The following is a 14,834-nucleotide window of genomic DNA, read 5'->3' as shown; positions in this document are numbered from 1 at the left end:
CGGGCGGTTCCCCCGCGCCGCGTTGCCGGACCACGCGAGTACGTCCAGTACGAGCCGTGGACCTCCGCCTCGCGACGCACCGCACCTGACGCCGCTGGCCCCGGCAAACCCTTCCGGCCACAGCACTAGCTGCGCTGTCCCGCCGCGCCGGGCCCCACCCCCGCCGCCTCCAGCAGGACCTCGCCCGCCGCCGTGCGGACGTACAGCACCGACCGTCCGGCCCGGCGGCGTTCCAGCAGTCCGGCGTCGAGCAGGACCCGCAGATGCCCGCCCACCGAGCCGAGGCCCTGTCCGGTCACGGCGACCAGCTGGGTGGTGCTCATGGGCGTGCCGAGCAGGGTCAGCACCCGGGCCCGCGCGGTGCCGAGGAGCGCCGCGAGCCCGGCCGGGACGGGGCGCCGGTCGTGGTCCTCGGCGAGTACCCCGAGACAGGGGTAGACGACGGCGTACCGCTCCCGCCCCTCCCAGGAGACCCAGCCCTTCCTCGGGGTGACCGGCATGAACAGCAATTCGGCGTCGGGGGCGATCTCGCGCGGCGGATAGGCGTTCCGGTTGACCTGGAAACCCCGCTCGCCCAGCCACCGCGTGCCCGGCCGCAGCGAGTCCAGTACGGCCGCCCAGCCACCCCGGCCGACCCCGGCGGTGCGGGCGACCATATCGGCCTCCAGGACCCTCCGCCGCCGCTCCCAGTAGGGCCGTACGGTCTCCGTCCAGACCCAGGTCAGCAGTTCGACGGCGCGTTCGGGCAGCCGGTCGGCCCGTTCGAGCACGGCGGGGAGCGGGCCGCCGACGGAGACCCGGAGATCGGCCCTGGCCCGGTCGGGCGCGATCTCCCCGACCCGGGCCACGGTCTCCTCGAAACTCTCCCCGACGCGGGAGGTGGGGCAGACGAAGTCGGCGATCCAGGAGGTGCCGACCGCCGCCCCGACCAGCGGTACGACCACCGGATCGGCCCCGGCCAGGGCGCGGTAGCCGGGCAGATGGGTCCGCAGCCACTCCTGCTCGCCGGGGTGGGTGCCGGTCGCCGAGTGCAGCAGTTGCAGGCTCGCGAAGGTCTCGGCGAACGGCGAGAGCGTGAACCGGCTGCGGGCCAGGGTGTCGGTGTCGATCTGCCACAAGCCCATGCGTAGGACCTTTCACGTGACCTTGCGCGTGACCTTTCGCGTGTCGGCGAAAGAGTAACCGTCTCCGGTCGGCGCTCCGAGACTTCGACGCATGCGCAGCTACCGCACCCTGCTCCGGACCCCCGAGTTCACCCCGTTCCTGCTGTCCTTCGCCGTGTCGGCGGCGGCCCAGACGATCGGCGGACTGGCCCTCGGCACCCTGGTCTTCCGGGCCACGGGCTCGCCGCTGCTGACGGCGATCAGCATGTTCGGGCCGCATCTGGCGCAACTGCTGGGGGGCGCGTTCCTGCTGTCGGGCGCCGACCGGCTGCCGCCGCGCGCGGTCCTGACCGGGCTCTGTCTCGTCTTCGCGGCCGGCACGGCGGTCCAGGCGGTGCCCGGACTTCCGATGGGCGCCGTCTTCGCCGTCGTACTGCTCCAGGGTCTGGTGTCGTCCCTGGGCGCGGGGGCCCGCGGCGGGCTGCTGACCGAGCTGCTGCCCAGGGGCGGCTACGTACTGGGGCGTTCGGTCTACAACATGCTCTGGGGGCTGACGCAGATGGGGGGCTTCGCGACCGGTGGCGCGCTGCTGACCCTGCTCTCCCCCCGGCAGTGTCTGCTGCTGGCGTCGGCGCTCTACCTGGTGGCGGCGGTGGTCACCCGGCTCGGTCTGACCGCCCGCCCGGCGCGGACCACCGGCCGCCCGTCGGCGGCGGCGAGCCGGCGGGCCAACGCCGTGCTGTGGTCGTCGCGCCCCCGGCGGCTGACGTATCTGGCCCTCTGGGTACCCAACGGCCTGGTCGTCGGGGGCAACTCGCTGTACATCGCCTACGCCCCCGGAGCCGCCGGGCCGCTGTACGCCTGCGGGGCGCTGGGTATGTTCCTGGGCGATCTGCTGGTGGGGCGGCTGATACCGCCCGGCCCGCGCCGCCGGCTCCTGATTCCGCTGCGGCTGCTGCTGGCGGCCCCGTACCTCCTCTTCTTTCTGGAGCCGGGAGTGGCCGTGGCGGCCGTGGCGGTCACCGTCTCGTCGGTGGGCTTCGCGGCGGGGCTGATCCTTCAGGAGCGGCTGATGGCCCATACGCCCGACGGGCTCGCGGGGCAGGCCCTCGGGCTGCACTCGACGGGGATGGCCGCGTTGCAGGGGCTCTGTGCCGTCGTCGCGGGCGGGGTCGCCCAACTGGTCGCCCCGGCGACGGCGATGACGGCGATGGCGGTGGCGTCGGTGGCCGTGACGCTGAGCCTGGCGGCGCTGAGCAGGGGCCTGAGCGGGGGCCCGACCACGGAACCGGAGCGGGGGGCGATACCGGTGCCGGGGCCGACGCCGGAACCGGGCTCGGCACCGGGCCCGGCACCGGTCCCGGAATCACCCGCCCCGGGCCCGGCTTCGGACGCGCCCGCGTCGGACGGGGTGCCGCCCGCTCCCCCCGCTAGGACCTGAGCTGGGAGATCCGGACCAGGACATGGCCCGACGACAGCAGGGTGTCCTCGTCCCCGAGGTACCGCTGAAGGGTCTCCTCGGTCACCGGCTCGCCGGGCGCGGCCTCCGGCCAGGGGCGGGAGGCGATGATCAGATGGACATGGCCCCGGCCGTCGGCGGCGGTCAGCCACTCCGGCGGGACCGGGCACTGGGCGCTGAGATGGGGCATGTTGAGCACGGCCTGGCCGCCCTCGACCAGCAGCCTGATCGGGGAATTGACCGAGGTGGGAGTGGCGTCGGAGAGATCACCGATCCGCAGGCCGCATTCCTCGACCATGCCGACCAGGGCGGCCTCGCCCTCCTCGGCGCTGCCGGTGCCGTCCCCGAGGGAATAGACCAGGAGATAGGGCATGTCGTGTCCGGCTTCGGGGTCGCCGGTCCAGGCCAGTACGGAAAGCGTGCCCAAATGGGCGCGGACCACGGAATTCTTCGCGGGCGTGGTGGTGTTGGCAGTCGTCATGGCTCGGCACCCTAGTGCCCCGACCGGCCCCGTCACCTTCGCGATTCACCTGCTCGGCGGAGCCTGAAGCCGCCACTCGACGGCCGATTCCCCCAGGTCACCGTGGAATTCGGTGATATAGGCGGAATCCGGAACGTCGAACAGCAGCCAGCCCCGCTCGGATTCACCCGCCGCAAGAATGTTCCATTCCACCGGGGAGCCCGTGGTGATTTCCCCGCCGGTGACGGCGGGGTGGCGGCCGCCCTTCGTATCGGTCACCCAGGTTCTGGTCCTGCGGGCGTCATAGCGATTTCCGCCGACATTGAGCAGGGCGACCGACACACCGATCCGGCGCCGGCCGTCCGGGGGGCCGGCGACCGCCGCCTTTCCGCCCTTGGCGGGTACGGCGACGGCGGGATCGACATAGGCCCGGACCGACATCCGCAGATGCTCGCCGGAGGCCCGGCCGCCGAGGTCGACGGCGTCACCGAGCCCGGCGACCGCCGCTCCGCCGCCCTTGGTGTCCTGGACCGGGCGGGCGACGGCGGGCGGGTGCACGGGTTCACCGGCGGTACGGTCCGCCCCGGACGCCTGGCAGCCCGTCACCGCCGCGCCGCCCAGCGCGCATACCGACAGCAGTACCAGCGGCCATGCGTTCCGTCGCATCAGTCGCATCATCGGTCCCCTCGTCAAGCCCGTCGCGTGGTCCGGCAGCCCGTTGGCCGTTGCCCGTAAGGCCGCTTTCCGTATGATCACGCCCTTCCGCCCGGGATACCGCCGTACGGACCCTCCACAGGGGTCGTGTCGCGTCACGTGCACCCCAACGAGCCATCGCGCGCTCCCCCGGCGTACGCGGTCCGCGCGCCGACGGGGCGCACGCCCCTCCCCCTCACCCCGTTTCACGCGCCTTTCCGGCGCCGGTGCGCGGAGGCGGAGCCCCCGGGCACCGGCTCACACCGCGCGCCTCGAAAAACCGTTCCTGCGCTACTCCGCGTAGGGGTGTGCACAGTGACTTCGACGGGTGAGCCGCCGTTTGCTGTCGTATGGCAAGGACATCCTCGACTCCCCGATGGCAGCGCGTCCCGACCATTCCGGCCCCCCACGCGTACCCGGAGCAGCCCGCCCACCCGGCGGCACCGACGACCGGCGCGACCCCCATCTACGAAGAACTGCTCCGCGAATGGTCCGCGGCCAACCGCACCCTCCCGGGCGGCCCGGACCTGGAGTGGGCCCGTACGACCCGGTTCCCGCCCCCGCACCCGGACCACCTGCGCTCCTCCTGGCTCCGGCCCACGCCCCGTCCGGCGTGACGTTCCGCCGCCGCCCGGCGCGTTCCCGGCCGCGCCCGCGCACGGTCAGGGCCGACCGGTGACCGCCCGGATCTCCCGCTCGATGAGTTCGTGGAACGGCACATCGTCGTAGTTGGAGAGAATGACCCCGACCCAGCCGGTGTCCGGATAGACGTTCCAGCTGGCGACGCTCCCGGGGTTGGCCCCCGCCCGCCCCTTCAGCCACGCGCCGCCGACCAGGGCGACCGGCATCGTGTAACTCCCGAACGCGGCGTCGGCGGGCACCGGGGCAGAGGCGGTCCGGGCAGTGAGGCCGCCCCCCTGCGGCGGCAGCGGGCGCTGCGGCGCGGTGGCCAATTCGGCGTAGGGCCGGGACAGGACGGTCCCCTCCGTCAGCGCACGGGCGAACCGGACCAGATCCGGCGCGGTGGCGAAGCCGCCGTCGCCCGGGGCGTCGACAAAGCTCCGGCCGGGGTTCTTGCCCGGGTGGAACGGATCGGGGCTGCCCTTGTCCAGATTCCGTACGGCATCCACCCGGGTGCCGTCGGCCTGCCGCATGTAGGAGTGCGCGATGTGCTCATCGGTCAGCCACTGCGGCCGGGTGTAGAACCCCGTACCGGTCATACCGCACCGCGCGAAGATGTTCTCCCGGACGTAGTCCCAGTACGTCATACCGGTCACGGCCTCGATGATCTGCGCCGGTACGACCACCTCGACACCGGCGTGATCGGTGGGCGTCCCGGGCGCGGCCACCGCCTTCGACCGCCGGGCCCACCGCCCGTAGAACTCGCTCACCTCCTCGCGGCTCCGGAAGATCCGTGCCAGTTCCTCGGGCGGGCTCTCCAGACCGGACGTTCCGGTGAGCAGATGATGGATGGTCACCTTGTCGGCGATCTCCGGCGGAAATCCCGTCAGATACCGGCCGACCGTGTCCCAGAGCCGTACCTCGCCCCGCTCCACCAACTGCAACAGGGCCACCGGCCCGAACGGCTTCCCCGCCGACGACAGATTGAACGCGACCCCCTCGTGGTTGCGGATCCCCCGCTCCTTGTCGGCCATCCCGTAACTGCGCGACAGCACGGTCCGCCCCCGGTATGACAAAAGCACCACCCCGGAGAACTTGTCCTCCGCCGCGAGCCGCGCCACATACCGGTCGTACGCCCCACCGGGCCGGGCGCCCGGCGGAATCGACACCGCCTCGGCCCGTGCCACGCCACCACCGCCTACGACGGCCCCTACGACCCCCACCCCACCCCACCCGAGCGCCCGCCGCCGCCCGACACCACGTACGGATTCCCTGCCCATGTCACGCCCCTCGCATCGCCCAACCGGCCGCCGGAGCGCGGCCGTTGATGACTCCACTGAAGACGGTGGGCCGTGACATGGGCGTGAGCGGGTCGCGGTTGACCCGCCGGATCACTTCGGCAGCGGACTGACTCCGGGCTCGAAGTGGGCCCGGACGTAGATCCGGGTCTTGCCGGGCGCGTAGGCGTGGGAGAAGAAGTCCGCGCAGGTCCGAAGATGCTTTCCCTCGACTGTTTTTCCTTCACCATCGGGACAGAGACCAATACGCTGGACACCGGTCTTGAGGGTCTCCGGATCCGGTAGGCCCAACTTCTCGAAAGTATCAGACGGACCGTACTTTTCGGGCGGGGCGATGTTCGCCACCATCGTCAGGTGATCGGGTACCAGCCGTTTCAGATACGCCCCCGCCTCGGCGCCTGGCAGAGTAAAGGCGAGGATACCTTTATCCCAACGCTCCCCCACCCGATAGCCGGCTCGGAGGTCAGTGGCCCCCTCGGGGACTCTGACGCCGATCTCTCCGCTCAGCCACTCCGGAGTCGTGGGCTTGTGCCAACAGCACGCCGGTCCACTCGTATCGGAATTATCCGTTACCTGATCTCCCCACCAGAACAGGAGTCCGATGATTCCCAAGGCGGTACCGAGACAGAAGAGGGAAGCAATGAGCAGGGCACGGAGGGTTCTCGGTGCAACCGTAGGCATATGGTCGGGCATTGAGCGGAACCTTCTGTCAGGGGGTGTCTTTTCGGCCGGAATCGGAGCGTTCCCCCGCCCTCTCGGGGTCGGTCGGCGGTGGTGGCAACGGTTCGCCGCCCGGCGTCACCCCACCCAGGGAGTGGCGCTGCACCGAACCGGACCCCGCCATGTCGAACTCCCGCGCCAGGCCCACCGTATGCTGGCGCCCCATCTCACCGTCCGGAATCTCAAGTCCCTTGATATTTACACCTTTACCCTCGTCCCAGTTGTATCGGTCCCAGACATTGACCTGATATTCGAGATCCACGACCGGCCTTCCCTCCGCATCAGGCGCTACGGTGACCACTCCGGTAGCGTTGAATTGGGTGGAGCCGACGGCGTAGAACCAGTTGGGGTTCTCGTCCTTGTCGAACGAGAAACCCTTCGGCTCGGATTCCACTCGTATCGAGACAGGCTTTCCGCCGTTCTCACGGAACTCCTCCAACGCCTGCTTCCGCCAGCCTTTCCCATGAGCGCCGACGTCAGTCTGGACGGTCTCCAGCAACCGTGGATCATCCCTGAGCATTTTATCGACGGGCAGCTTGAGATCGTCCCCGGAGTTGCCGAGGTAGTGGCGGAAATGGCGAGCCGCGTCAGGGCGATCGAGCAGATCCGCGCCATCGGCCAGGAGGAGCATCTTTTGATTAGTGACGCGCTCACTCCATCCCGCGTCAGCAATCCCGTGCGACCCCATACCCCGGTCCGGCGCCACCTGCTTGGACCTCGGGTCCAGCAGCCCCGCGGCCAGCAGGTCCGTCCGGTGGCGGCCCCACAACTCGGCCCTGGCGTCGGGGCTGAGAGAGTCCCAGAGGCGGCCCAGTTCGGCGCGTTGTCCGGGGTTCGCCTTGTCGCCGAGGGCCGCGAGGCGCATCGCGCGGGGCAGTTGGTCCTCGTCCAGTGACGAGTAGCGGACGTGGCCCGCGTTGTGCGGATCGCCGCCGTGGCTCGCCTTCAGGGCGCGGACCGTCGCGGCGTCGACCTCGGCGGCATGGCTGACGAGGGAGGTGAGGGCGTCCGCGTAGTACCGCTTCAGGTCCTCGGTCCGGGTGGACGGGCCCTCGGCGTCGCAGACCGACTCGGTGACGACCACCGTGCCGTTTCCGCCGTCGCTGACCAGGAGTCCGATATCGGGTTCGGCATTGCGCCGGTCGGGGTTGCCCGCCTTGGCCTCGGCGGTCAGTTCCCTGGCCCTCTTCTGGATCCGGGTCAGCTCGGAGTGGGCGTCGCCGAGGACGGCGTGGATGCTGCGCGCCTGGAGGGAGAGGTCCCCGATCTCCTTGGCCGTCTTCCGGACGAAGTCGCGGGTGACAGAGGCGTTCACCCCCTGCCACCGGGCGTCTTCGGACTTCTTCAGCAGCCCGTCCCGGCTGTCACCGGTCAGTTCCGTGAGCTTGGTGACAACGGTCTTCCAGTCGGAGACCGCGGCCGCGAGGCGCCCGAGGTCCAACTCCATCAGATCGGTATAGGTGAACTTGCCCATGGTGATACGGACCCCTCCCTACCGCACCAGCTTCGAGATCTCCGAGACCGGCAGGGCGGCCCCCGCCCGGTCTCGGATGACGGCCTCGATGTGGGCGTCGTCCGAGGCATGGGACTTCTTGGAGTAGTCCAGATGGTTCGAGATATGGGCGCACATCTGAAGCACCGTCTTGACCTGGGACGTCCATACGGACAGCGTGTTGTACAGCTCACCGCCCGAATCCAGGTTGCGGCCCGACAGCTCGCGCGCGGCCAGGGCCGTGGAGCCCTCACCGCTTCTGCCCGCGCCCTTACCCGCCAGGTCGGCGCCCTTGCGCAGCCGGTCGTGCAGAACGAACGCCTCGTGCCCGACGGCCCCGAGGTCGTCCTGCGTCACCACCAGATCTTCCGAACCCTTGCCCGTGGTCATACCCGCCCCCGTTTCGTCCGCACCGGCTGATCCCCGGCTTGGTTCCAGTGGTTCCAGCACACGGCATGGGAGGCGGGAGTGCCAGTGGATTCCGGTCGAAATGACGGCGGGATCGGTGAGCCGGGAGCCGCCGCCGTCCCCGGGGCCGGATGCGGTACGGCCCCGGGGAGACGGTCTGGAGGAGTCCCCTCAGCGGTCCCGGGCCGGTGCGCGGTCCGTCGGGGCAGGTGTCGGGGCCTGTGACGGGGGCGGGATCCTGCCGGTGGTGGGGCGGAGGTGGTGGAGGACTCCTCGGGTCACCCGGTGGGCCGTGTACGTCGCGCCGTGGATGAAGCGCATCGCCGGGCCGAACGCCGGGGCGCTCAGCAGGCCGGTGAAGAAGAGGCCGGGGCACGACGAGCCGAAGTGGGCGGTCAGGTCGGGGGATCCGCCGGTGCCGAGGGTCGTCAGGCGGGTGCGGAGGGCGGGGTCGAGGAGGGGGAGGCGGTCGAGTTCGGGGACGAAGCCGGTGGCCGCGACGACATGGTCGGCCGTGAGGGTGGCCGGGCCGGTGGCGGCGTCGAGGGTGAGGTGGATCCGGCCGTCGCGGAGGGTGGCGCCCCGGAGCCGGTGGGCGAGGAGTTGGGGGACCGTGTCCTCGTACCGCTCGCGCAGCCACCAGGCGCCCGCCGGGCCGAGGGCGGTCCGGATGATGTGTTCCCGGCGGGGGGCGGGCAGCCGCCGTACGGCCCAGGGCGCGTCGGCGTAGATCCGGCCGCGCCAGCCGGAGCCGAGGGCTGTGACGGGGGTGCGCAGCCGCTTGAGGAGGGGGCGGTCCAGGTCGAGGGGGACGGTGTTCCAGCGGATCCCGGGGGCGCGGGCGACGAGGGTGGGGCGGGCGCCGGACTCGGCGAGCAGGGTGGCGGTCTCCAGGGCGGCCTGGCCCGCGCCGACGACGGTGACGTCCAGGTCGCGGAAGCGGCTCAGGTCGTGGTGGGCGGTGCTGTGGGTGACGTACTCCTTCGGCAGCCGGGCCAGCGGGCCGGGGATCCGGGCGAACGGCAGTACCCCGACGGCGACGACGACGGTCCGGGTGCGGACCGTGTCGCCGTCGAAGGTGGTGACGGTGAAGCCGTCGGCGGCGGCCTCGACCCGGGTGACGGTCCGTTCGTCGAGCTCCGGTACGGCGTGCCGGGCGAACCAGAGCCCGTAGTCGGCGAAGGAGCCGATGGGGATCGGGTGGCCGTGTTCGGTGCGGAAGCCCGCCTCGGCGCCGTATCGGGCGAGGGTCCGGGCCGCCGCCGGGTCGGACAGGTTGGACGCCCACGGCTCCGACTTGAGGAACATCCCGCCGGGCATGTGGTCGCGCCAGGACTCCATCGCCCGGCCGAAGATCTTCGTCCGGGCGCCGGCCGCGCTGAGGTGCGCGGCGGCGGAGAGCCCGTACGGCCCGGCGCCGATGACTACCACGTCGTACATGTAGTTCCTTTGCTTCCTTAAGAGGGGAGGGAACGGGAGAAGGGTCAGGGGAGGACAGTGCGGGCGCGGCGGATCCCTTTGGCCAGGCCCCGGGCGAGCCAGGAGCCCGTCATCGCCAGGAACGGGCGGGGGTCGTCCCCGGCGAACCAGGCGGTCTCGAATCCGGCCGGGTCCGGGGTCCGCCGGATCCCCGGCCCGGCCCGGCGGCCCGGGCCCAGGGCGGCGGTCGCGGCGGCCGCCGCCGACAGCAGGGCGTAGTTCTCGGCGACGAACACCCGGCCCGGCCGCTCCGCCCGGGGCGGCGGCTGCTGGCCGGTCAGATCGCGGTAGAGGGCCCGGACCACATCGGTGCCGTCCGGGTCGGTGAAGAGCCGGAACTGCGCGCCGGGACGGGGGTTGGCGTCCAGCAGGCGGTACGTGCCGTCGGCCCGGTCGCGCCGGAAGTCGAGGTCGATGACGCCCCGGTAGCCGACCGCGTCGACGAGTCGGCGGGCCGCCGCCGCCACCCGTTCGTTGGGCCACCAGCGGCCCTTCGCGGTCAGTCCGGCGCGCGGCGGCCAGGAGAGTTCCTTGCGTCCTGTGCCCCCGGCGAGCAGCCGGCCGTCCCCGGTGGCGAAGCAGCCGTGGAAGAACCAGTCCGCGTCGGGCGCGTCCGGCAGATACCGCTGGAGCAGCAGCCCCGCGCCGCCGGGCGCGCCCCCGGCGTACCGCTCGCCCCTGGCGTACAGCTCGCGGACGGCCGCCGCCGAGCCGACCAGGGTCGTACTGCGCAGTCCGGACGCCGGGGGCAGCAGCCACGGCCGGCTCCATTTGGCGACCAGCGGCACGCCGAGGGCCCGTACGGCCGCCGCCGCTTCGGCCGCGCTCGCGGGGACGACGGTCGGCGGCTGCGGGACGCCCGCCCGTTCGCAGACCGCCGCCAGCGCCGATTTGTCGGCGAGCGATCCGGGCACCCCGGGGTCCTGCCGGGGGAAGAGATAGCGGTCCGCGAGCCGGTTCGCGTACCGGGCGGTGAGGATGGCGCCGAGGTCGTCCATCGGGACGAGGACGGCGGGGGCACCGATCAGGTCCGAGACCCGGAGCAGCAGCTCGGTGAAGCCCGTACCGTCCCGGCCGACCGTGCCGGGGCGGACGGGGTGCGCCCGGTGGAGATGGCGGGAGCGGACCACCGGGCTGGTGGCCGATTCGACGACGGCGTGGACCTCGATCCCGGCCCGCCCGAGGGATCTGACGGCGCCGAGGGTGCCGTGGTGAAAGGGGTTCCGGTCGAGGCGCAGTACGAGCGCGGGGACCCCGGCGTCGAAGGGTGGCATGGACGTCACAACTTTCACCTGGATGGTCGCGCGTATCGCGGGTCTGTTCGCGAATGGCCTACCGGGGGTCGCCCGAGCTGCCTATTCGTAGGACTTTCTTCCTACGGCCGGGCACGGCTGGCGTTTCCGACAGAGCGTCAGTCCGACGGGCCGCCAGTTCACGCCCCGCGCAAGGAGGAGCCATGGTCCGAAGGCACCGACTGACCGGCACCACCGTCGGAACGGTGGCCGCGAGTCTGCTGGTCTCCACCGGCGCCGCCGCGGCGGCGATGGGCGCGGCCCGTACGGACGGGTCGGGGGGCGGCGGGGAGCGGGCGGGCGGTTCCGTCGCCGTCGGCGCCTATGTCGACTACGGCCCGGCGGGTCCGCGCCGGATCGCGGAACTGTCGCGCTGGCTCGGCGGTACGGACCTACGGGTCGGTCATACGTATCTCCCCGGCGACCGGTGGGCCGGGATCGAGGGGCAGGTCGGCTTCCTCGCGGACTGGGCCCGCTGGCGGCTCGCCCGGAGCGACCGGATGTTCGTCCTCAATGTGCCGATGCTGGAGCGGAACGAGGCCCGTGTCCCCGACTACGAGGTACGGCGGCTGCTCCGGGCGGGCGCGCGCGGGCAGTACGACGAACACTTCAGGGCACTGGCCCGGCGGCTGGTCGAGCTGGGTGTCCCGGACACGATCGTGGTCCTCGGCTGGGAGATGAACGGCACCACCTACACCCACCGCTGCGGCCCGGACCCGGAGGCGTGGAAGGCGTACTGGAACCGGATCGTGGCGGCGATGCGCTCCGTCGACGGGCAGGCCTTCCGGTTCGACTTCGCGCCGAACCGGGGGAAGGACGCGGTTCCGTGGACCGCCTGCTACCCGGGGGACGACACGGTCGACATCATCGGCATGGACTCGTACGACCAGGCTCCCGGCCGGACCTTCGAGGAGCAGGCGTCGGCGGAGTACGGGCTCAGGGCGCAGGTCGCCTTCGCGCGGGAGCACGGCAAGGAGATCTCGTACCCGGAGTGGGGGCTGTTCCGCAACGGGGACAACCCGGAGTACATGCGGGGCATGCTCGACTGGATCGACGAGCACCGGCCGCTCTATCAGACCATCACGGACTACTGTCCGCACGGCGTCTGGCAGTGTGATGACAACCCCAAATCGTCGAGTGTGTTCCGTGCCCGGCTGTCCGGCCAGGGGCCCGTTGTGCCTACCGCGCCGCCTGTGCCTTCCGTTCCTCCGGTGCCGTCCGTACCGCCTGTGCCGTCGGCCGCGCCGGAGCCGCCCGCTCCGCCCGTGCCCGCGGAGACCGCGACCCCGGCGCCGACGCCCGTGCCCACGCGGACCCCGGCACCGCCGCCGGTGACGCAGCCGGAAGAACCAGCACCGGCCCCGAAGCCGTCTCCGGCACCTGTGCCGCAGATCGCCCCGCCCGTCCGGTTCAACATGGTCGAGTGGTGCGTCCCGGCACCGCTGAGGCAGTGGGCCGGGCCGTGGGCGCCGAACGGCAAGTTCTGTGTGAAGGTGCCGTGGCCCGTCGGCTGGGGCGCGCCCCGGCACACCGGCGCCGGTACGGGGGCGGCGGAGCGCCCCGCGCGCTAACCGGCATCGCCCCGGTCCACGGCCGCCGCCTGCCAGTCCTTCAGCCGGTCGCGCCATTCGCGCGCGGCCGGGAACCGTTCGGCGACCGTACGGGCGGTACGGTCCCGGAGCCCGGCCTGGGCCGTCCGGAGCCGTAGCAGCGGCTCCAGCGCGGCCGGGGCCATCAGCAGCCGCCGGTTGGTGACCGCCTCCGGCCGCCACTGGTTCTTGTACGGCTCCGCTCCGCGCAGCAGGCTCACCACCCGGCGGCCGGTCCCGGCGGCGAAACCGGTCTCGTGCCGCAGCAGCATCGTGGCGACGTCGACCCGGCGCTCCCGGAGCCCCGGGTCGGCCCCGTAGAGATAGCCGCCGGTCATCCGCTCGGACGCCAGGGTCAGACCGACCGCGACGACCTCCCCGGCCAGCCGGTACTCGGTGAGGGCCGCGTCGCCGTCCCGGACCATCCGGCGGGCCGCGCGGACCAGGTGTTCCGCGAACCGGGGCCGGAGGTGTTCCACGGTCACGCCCCGGCCGCGCCACTGGAGTTCGTGGAGCCGCAGCAGCCGCGCGACCGCGTCCGGTACCTCGTCGGGCCCGGCGGGCACGGCCTCGATCCCCAGCGCGTCGATCTTCCTCAGCTTGGCCCGGGCCCGCTGCGCGCGGGGTGTCGGCAGCCGTTCGACCAGGTCGGTGAGGGGGGCGGCGGGCAGCTCCAGACAGACGGAGTCGGCGAGGGCGCCCCGGGCCCCGGTCCACCGCTCGTACAGCCGCTCGGCGGCGGCCCCGGGTCTGACCTCGCGCAGCTCGACCACGGCGTGCCGGGCGGCCCGTCGCAGCCCCCGCTCCAGCGCGTCGAAGACGGCGTCGGTATCCGAGGGACCGGTGTCCGGGTCCGTGTCGGCGACGAGGACGTCGGTGTAGTCGGAGATCCCGCCGCCGAGCCCGACGAGCAGCGGCATCGGCCGGTGGACCAGCGTCAGCGGCGCGGCGGCCACCAGCCGGCCGTCCCGGCGGACGAGGACGACCCGCAGCGGCCCGCCCCCGCCGTACGACCGCCACCAGGACTCCAGCCAGGCATGGCTCTGGAAGGGGGTGGCGGTGGAGCAGCGCCGCCGGAGGTCGTCCCACTCGTCCCGCAGCCGGGCGAAGTCCCGCCCGTCCCGGCAGAGGGTGACGGCGAACCCCGCCGGAGTGCCGGAGCCGGTACCGGAGCCGGTACGGGTACGGGCGGTGTCGGAGGTACGGCCCGGGGCCGCCGGTCGGGCCGTCCGGCAGCACCCGGCCGCCGGTTCGGAGTCCGGCCCGGACCGCGGCGTACAGCACCCGTCGGCGGGGCCGCCCCCCGAGCCGTCCGACAGGACGCGAAGGCCCGTCCACTCCCCCGTCCCCCACCGGATGCCGTCCGGGGCGCGCCACGGCGGACCGGCCGGGCCCGGGGTCGTACGGGCCGGGCCGGGGCCGCCGGTGGCTTCGGGCATCAGACGCGCTCCAGCCCGGCCGCGGCCGACGGCGCCGCCGCGCCCTCGGTCGCGGGCGCGGGCACCGTCGCGGCGGCCGACGCCGGCCCGGCCACGGAAGCGGTGGTGCCGTCGGCGCCGGGGGCCGCGCGCCGAACCCGGGGGCGTACCAGCAGGACCAGGCCGCCGAGCAGACCACCGGCGGACCCGCCGACCGCGGCACCGACCCGGATCGACGGGGAGACCGTCTCGGCGGGCGGGATGGCCCGGGAGAAGCTCAGCAGCCGTACGCCGGTGTTCTCGGCGACCTGATTGCTGCTCACGAAGACGGCGTCGGCGACGGCGTTGGCGATGTCGGCGGCCTCGCCGCGCCGGTCCGACGTACCGGTGATCGCGATCATCGGCGAGTCGGGGGAGGTCTCCGTACGGACCCGGTCGCGCAGTTCGGCGGCGGGCATCCCGGCGGCCACCCGGGCGTAGGCGATCGTGGAGTCGCTGGTGGCGACCCGTCCGTAGGCCTGGGCGAAGCCGATGGCCGCGCCCGGCTGGGCGTCCTTGCCCTCGGCGACCGCGACGATATAGCTGGTGGCCGCGTACTGGGGGGTGGCCAGCGCGCCGTACGCGCCTCCGGCCAGCGCGCCGGTGACGGCGAGGGCGGGCAGCGGCCACCAGACGGGGAGCCTCCGTACAAAGGACCGCCGCGGACCGGACTCCGGCTCCTTCTCAGGAGTGTCCTGCCCCATATCGTCGGACCGTTCGGCCTTCCCGGCCTTCCCGGACTTCCCGGTCCGGTCCGGCTTTC

At 72.8% G+C, this 14,834-nt stretch carries 14 protein-coding genes; 3 read left to right on the top strand and 11 right to left on the bottom strand.

The features are described from left to right. Positions 1-125: 125 nt before the first annotated feature. Positions 126-1,124, bottom strand: a complete 999-nt coding sequence (locus tag ABZ714_RS22795) for a winged helix-turn-helix domain-containing protein (RefSeq protein WP_358827133.1) — start codon at positions 1,122-1,124, stop codon at positions 126-128. Positions 1,125-1,215: 91 nt separating this feature from the next. Here ABZ714_RS22795 and ABZ714_RS22790 point away from each other — a divergent pair, with 91 nt between their 5' ends. Beyond that, positions 1,216-2,544, top strand: a complete 1,329-nt coding sequence (locus ABZ714_RS22790; protein ID WP_358827132.1) for an MFS transporter — start codon at positions 1,216-1,218, stop codon at positions 2,542-2,544. Here ABZ714_RS22790 and ABZ714_RS22785 read toward each other — a convergent pair. Beyond that, a complete protein-coding gene (locus ABZ714_RS22785; RefSeq protein ID WP_358827131.1) occupies positions 2,534-3,043 on the bottom strand; it encodes a DUF5949 family protein in 510 nt (169 codons plus the stop codon). The genes ABZ714_RS22790 and ABZ714_RS22785 overlap by 11 nt on opposite strands. 45 nt (positions 3,044-3,088) lie before the next feature. Continuing rightward, a complete protein-coding gene (locus ABZ714_RS22780; RefSeq protein WP_358827130.1) occupies positions 3,089-3,688 on the bottom strand; it encodes a hypothetical protein in 600 nt (199 codons plus the stop codon). Between the two features lie 377 nt (positions 3,689-4,065). Here ABZ714_RS22780 and ABZ714_RS22775 point away from each other — a divergent pair, with 377 nt between their 5' ends. Beyond that, positions 4,066-4,332 (top strand): hypothetical protein, encoded by a 267-nt coding sequence (locus ABZ714_RS22775; protein WP_358827129.1) that lies wholly within the window; start codon positions 4,066-4,068, stop codon positions 4,330-4,332. A gap of 45 nt (positions 4,333-4,377) precedes the next feature. Here ABZ714_RS22775 and ABZ714_RS22770 read toward each other — a convergent pair whose 3' ends face one another. The 6 genes from ABZ714_RS22770 to ABZ714_RS22745 all read right to left on the bottom strand — a co-directional run bounded on the left by ABZ714_RS22770 (position 4,378) and on the right by ABZ714_RS22745 (position 11,007). After that, positions 4,378-5,523: a serine hydrolase domain-containing protein gene (locus ABZ714_RS22770; protein ID WP_358827128.1), complete on the bottom strand. Its 1,146-nt coding sequence runs from the start codon at positions 5,521-5,523 to the stop codon at positions 4,378-4,380. A gap of 204 nt (positions 5,524-5,727) precedes the next feature. After that, positions 5,728-6,327, bottom strand: coding sequence for a hypothetical protein (locus ABZ714_RS22765; protein WP_358827127.1), 600 nt, complete (start codon positions 6,325-6,327; stop codon positions 5,728-5,730). Between the two features lie 16 nt (positions 6,328-6,343). Further along, on the bottom strand, positions 6,344-7,828 hold the full coding sequence (locus ABZ714_RS22760) for a hypothetical protein (RefSeq protein ID WP_358827126.1): 1,485 nt from the start codon (positions 7,826-7,828) through the stop codon (positions 6,344-6,346). Between the two features lie 18 nt (positions 7,829-7,846). Beyond that, the gene (locus ABZ714_RS22755; RefSeq protein WP_358827125.1) at positions 7,847-8,236 is read right to left on the bottom strand and encodes a hypothetical protein; all 390 of its coding nucleotides are present in this window, start codon (positions 8,234-8,236) and stop codon (positions 7,847-7,849) included. A 189-nt stretch (positions 8,237-8,425) separates the two neighbouring features. Next, a complete protein-coding gene (locus ABZ714_RS22750; protein WP_358827124.1) occupies positions 8,426-9,694 on the bottom strand; it encodes an FAD-dependent oxidoreductase in 1,269 nt (422 codons plus the stop codon). Between the two features lie 44 nt (positions 9,695-9,738). Further along, a complete protein-coding gene (locus ABZ714_RS22745; RefSeq protein ID WP_358827138.1) occupies positions 9,739-11,007 on the bottom strand; it encodes an ATP-grasp domain-containing protein in 1,269 nt (422 codons plus the stop codon). Between the two features lie 182 nt (positions 11,008-11,189). On the opposite strand from ABZ714_RS22745, the gene ABZ714_RS22740 reads away from it, so the two are divergent. After that, complete coding sequence (locus ABZ714_RS22740) at positions 11,190-12,596, top strand: glycosyl hydrolase (protein ID WP_358827123.1); 1,407 nt, start codon at positions 11,190-11,192, stop codon at positions 12,594-12,596. On the opposite strand, the gene ABZ714_RS22735 is transcribed toward ABZ714_RS22740, so the two are convergent. Next, positions 12,593-14,053, bottom strand: coding sequence for a GNAT family N-acetyltransferase (locus ABZ714_RS22735; protein ID WP_358827122.1), 1,461 nt, complete (start codon positions 14,051-14,053; stop codon positions 12,593-12,595). The two genes, ABZ714_RS22740 and ABZ714_RS22735, sit on opposite strands and share 4 nt — an antisense overlap. Continuing rightward, positions 14,053-14,775 carry a lipopolysaccharide biosynthesis protein gene (locus ABZ714_RS22730; protein WP_358827137.1) on the bottom strand — a complete coding sequence of 241 codons (723 nt, stop codon included), beginning with the start codon at positions 14,773-14,775 and terminating at the stop codon, positions 14,053-14,055. The genes ABZ714_RS22735 and ABZ714_RS22730 overlap by 1 nt, the downstream gene beginning before the upstream one ends. Positions 14,776-14,834: the final 59 nt, after the last annotated feature.

Source organism: Streptomyces sp. NPDC006798 (genome assembly GCF_040635975.1).
In the GTDB taxonomy this organism is placed as follows: Bacteria; Actinomycetota; Actinomycetes; order Streptomycetales; family Streptomycetaceae; genus Streptomyces.
Note: the sequence above shows the minus strand (reverse complement) of the source record. Positions and strands in the feature narration are given on the sequence as shown.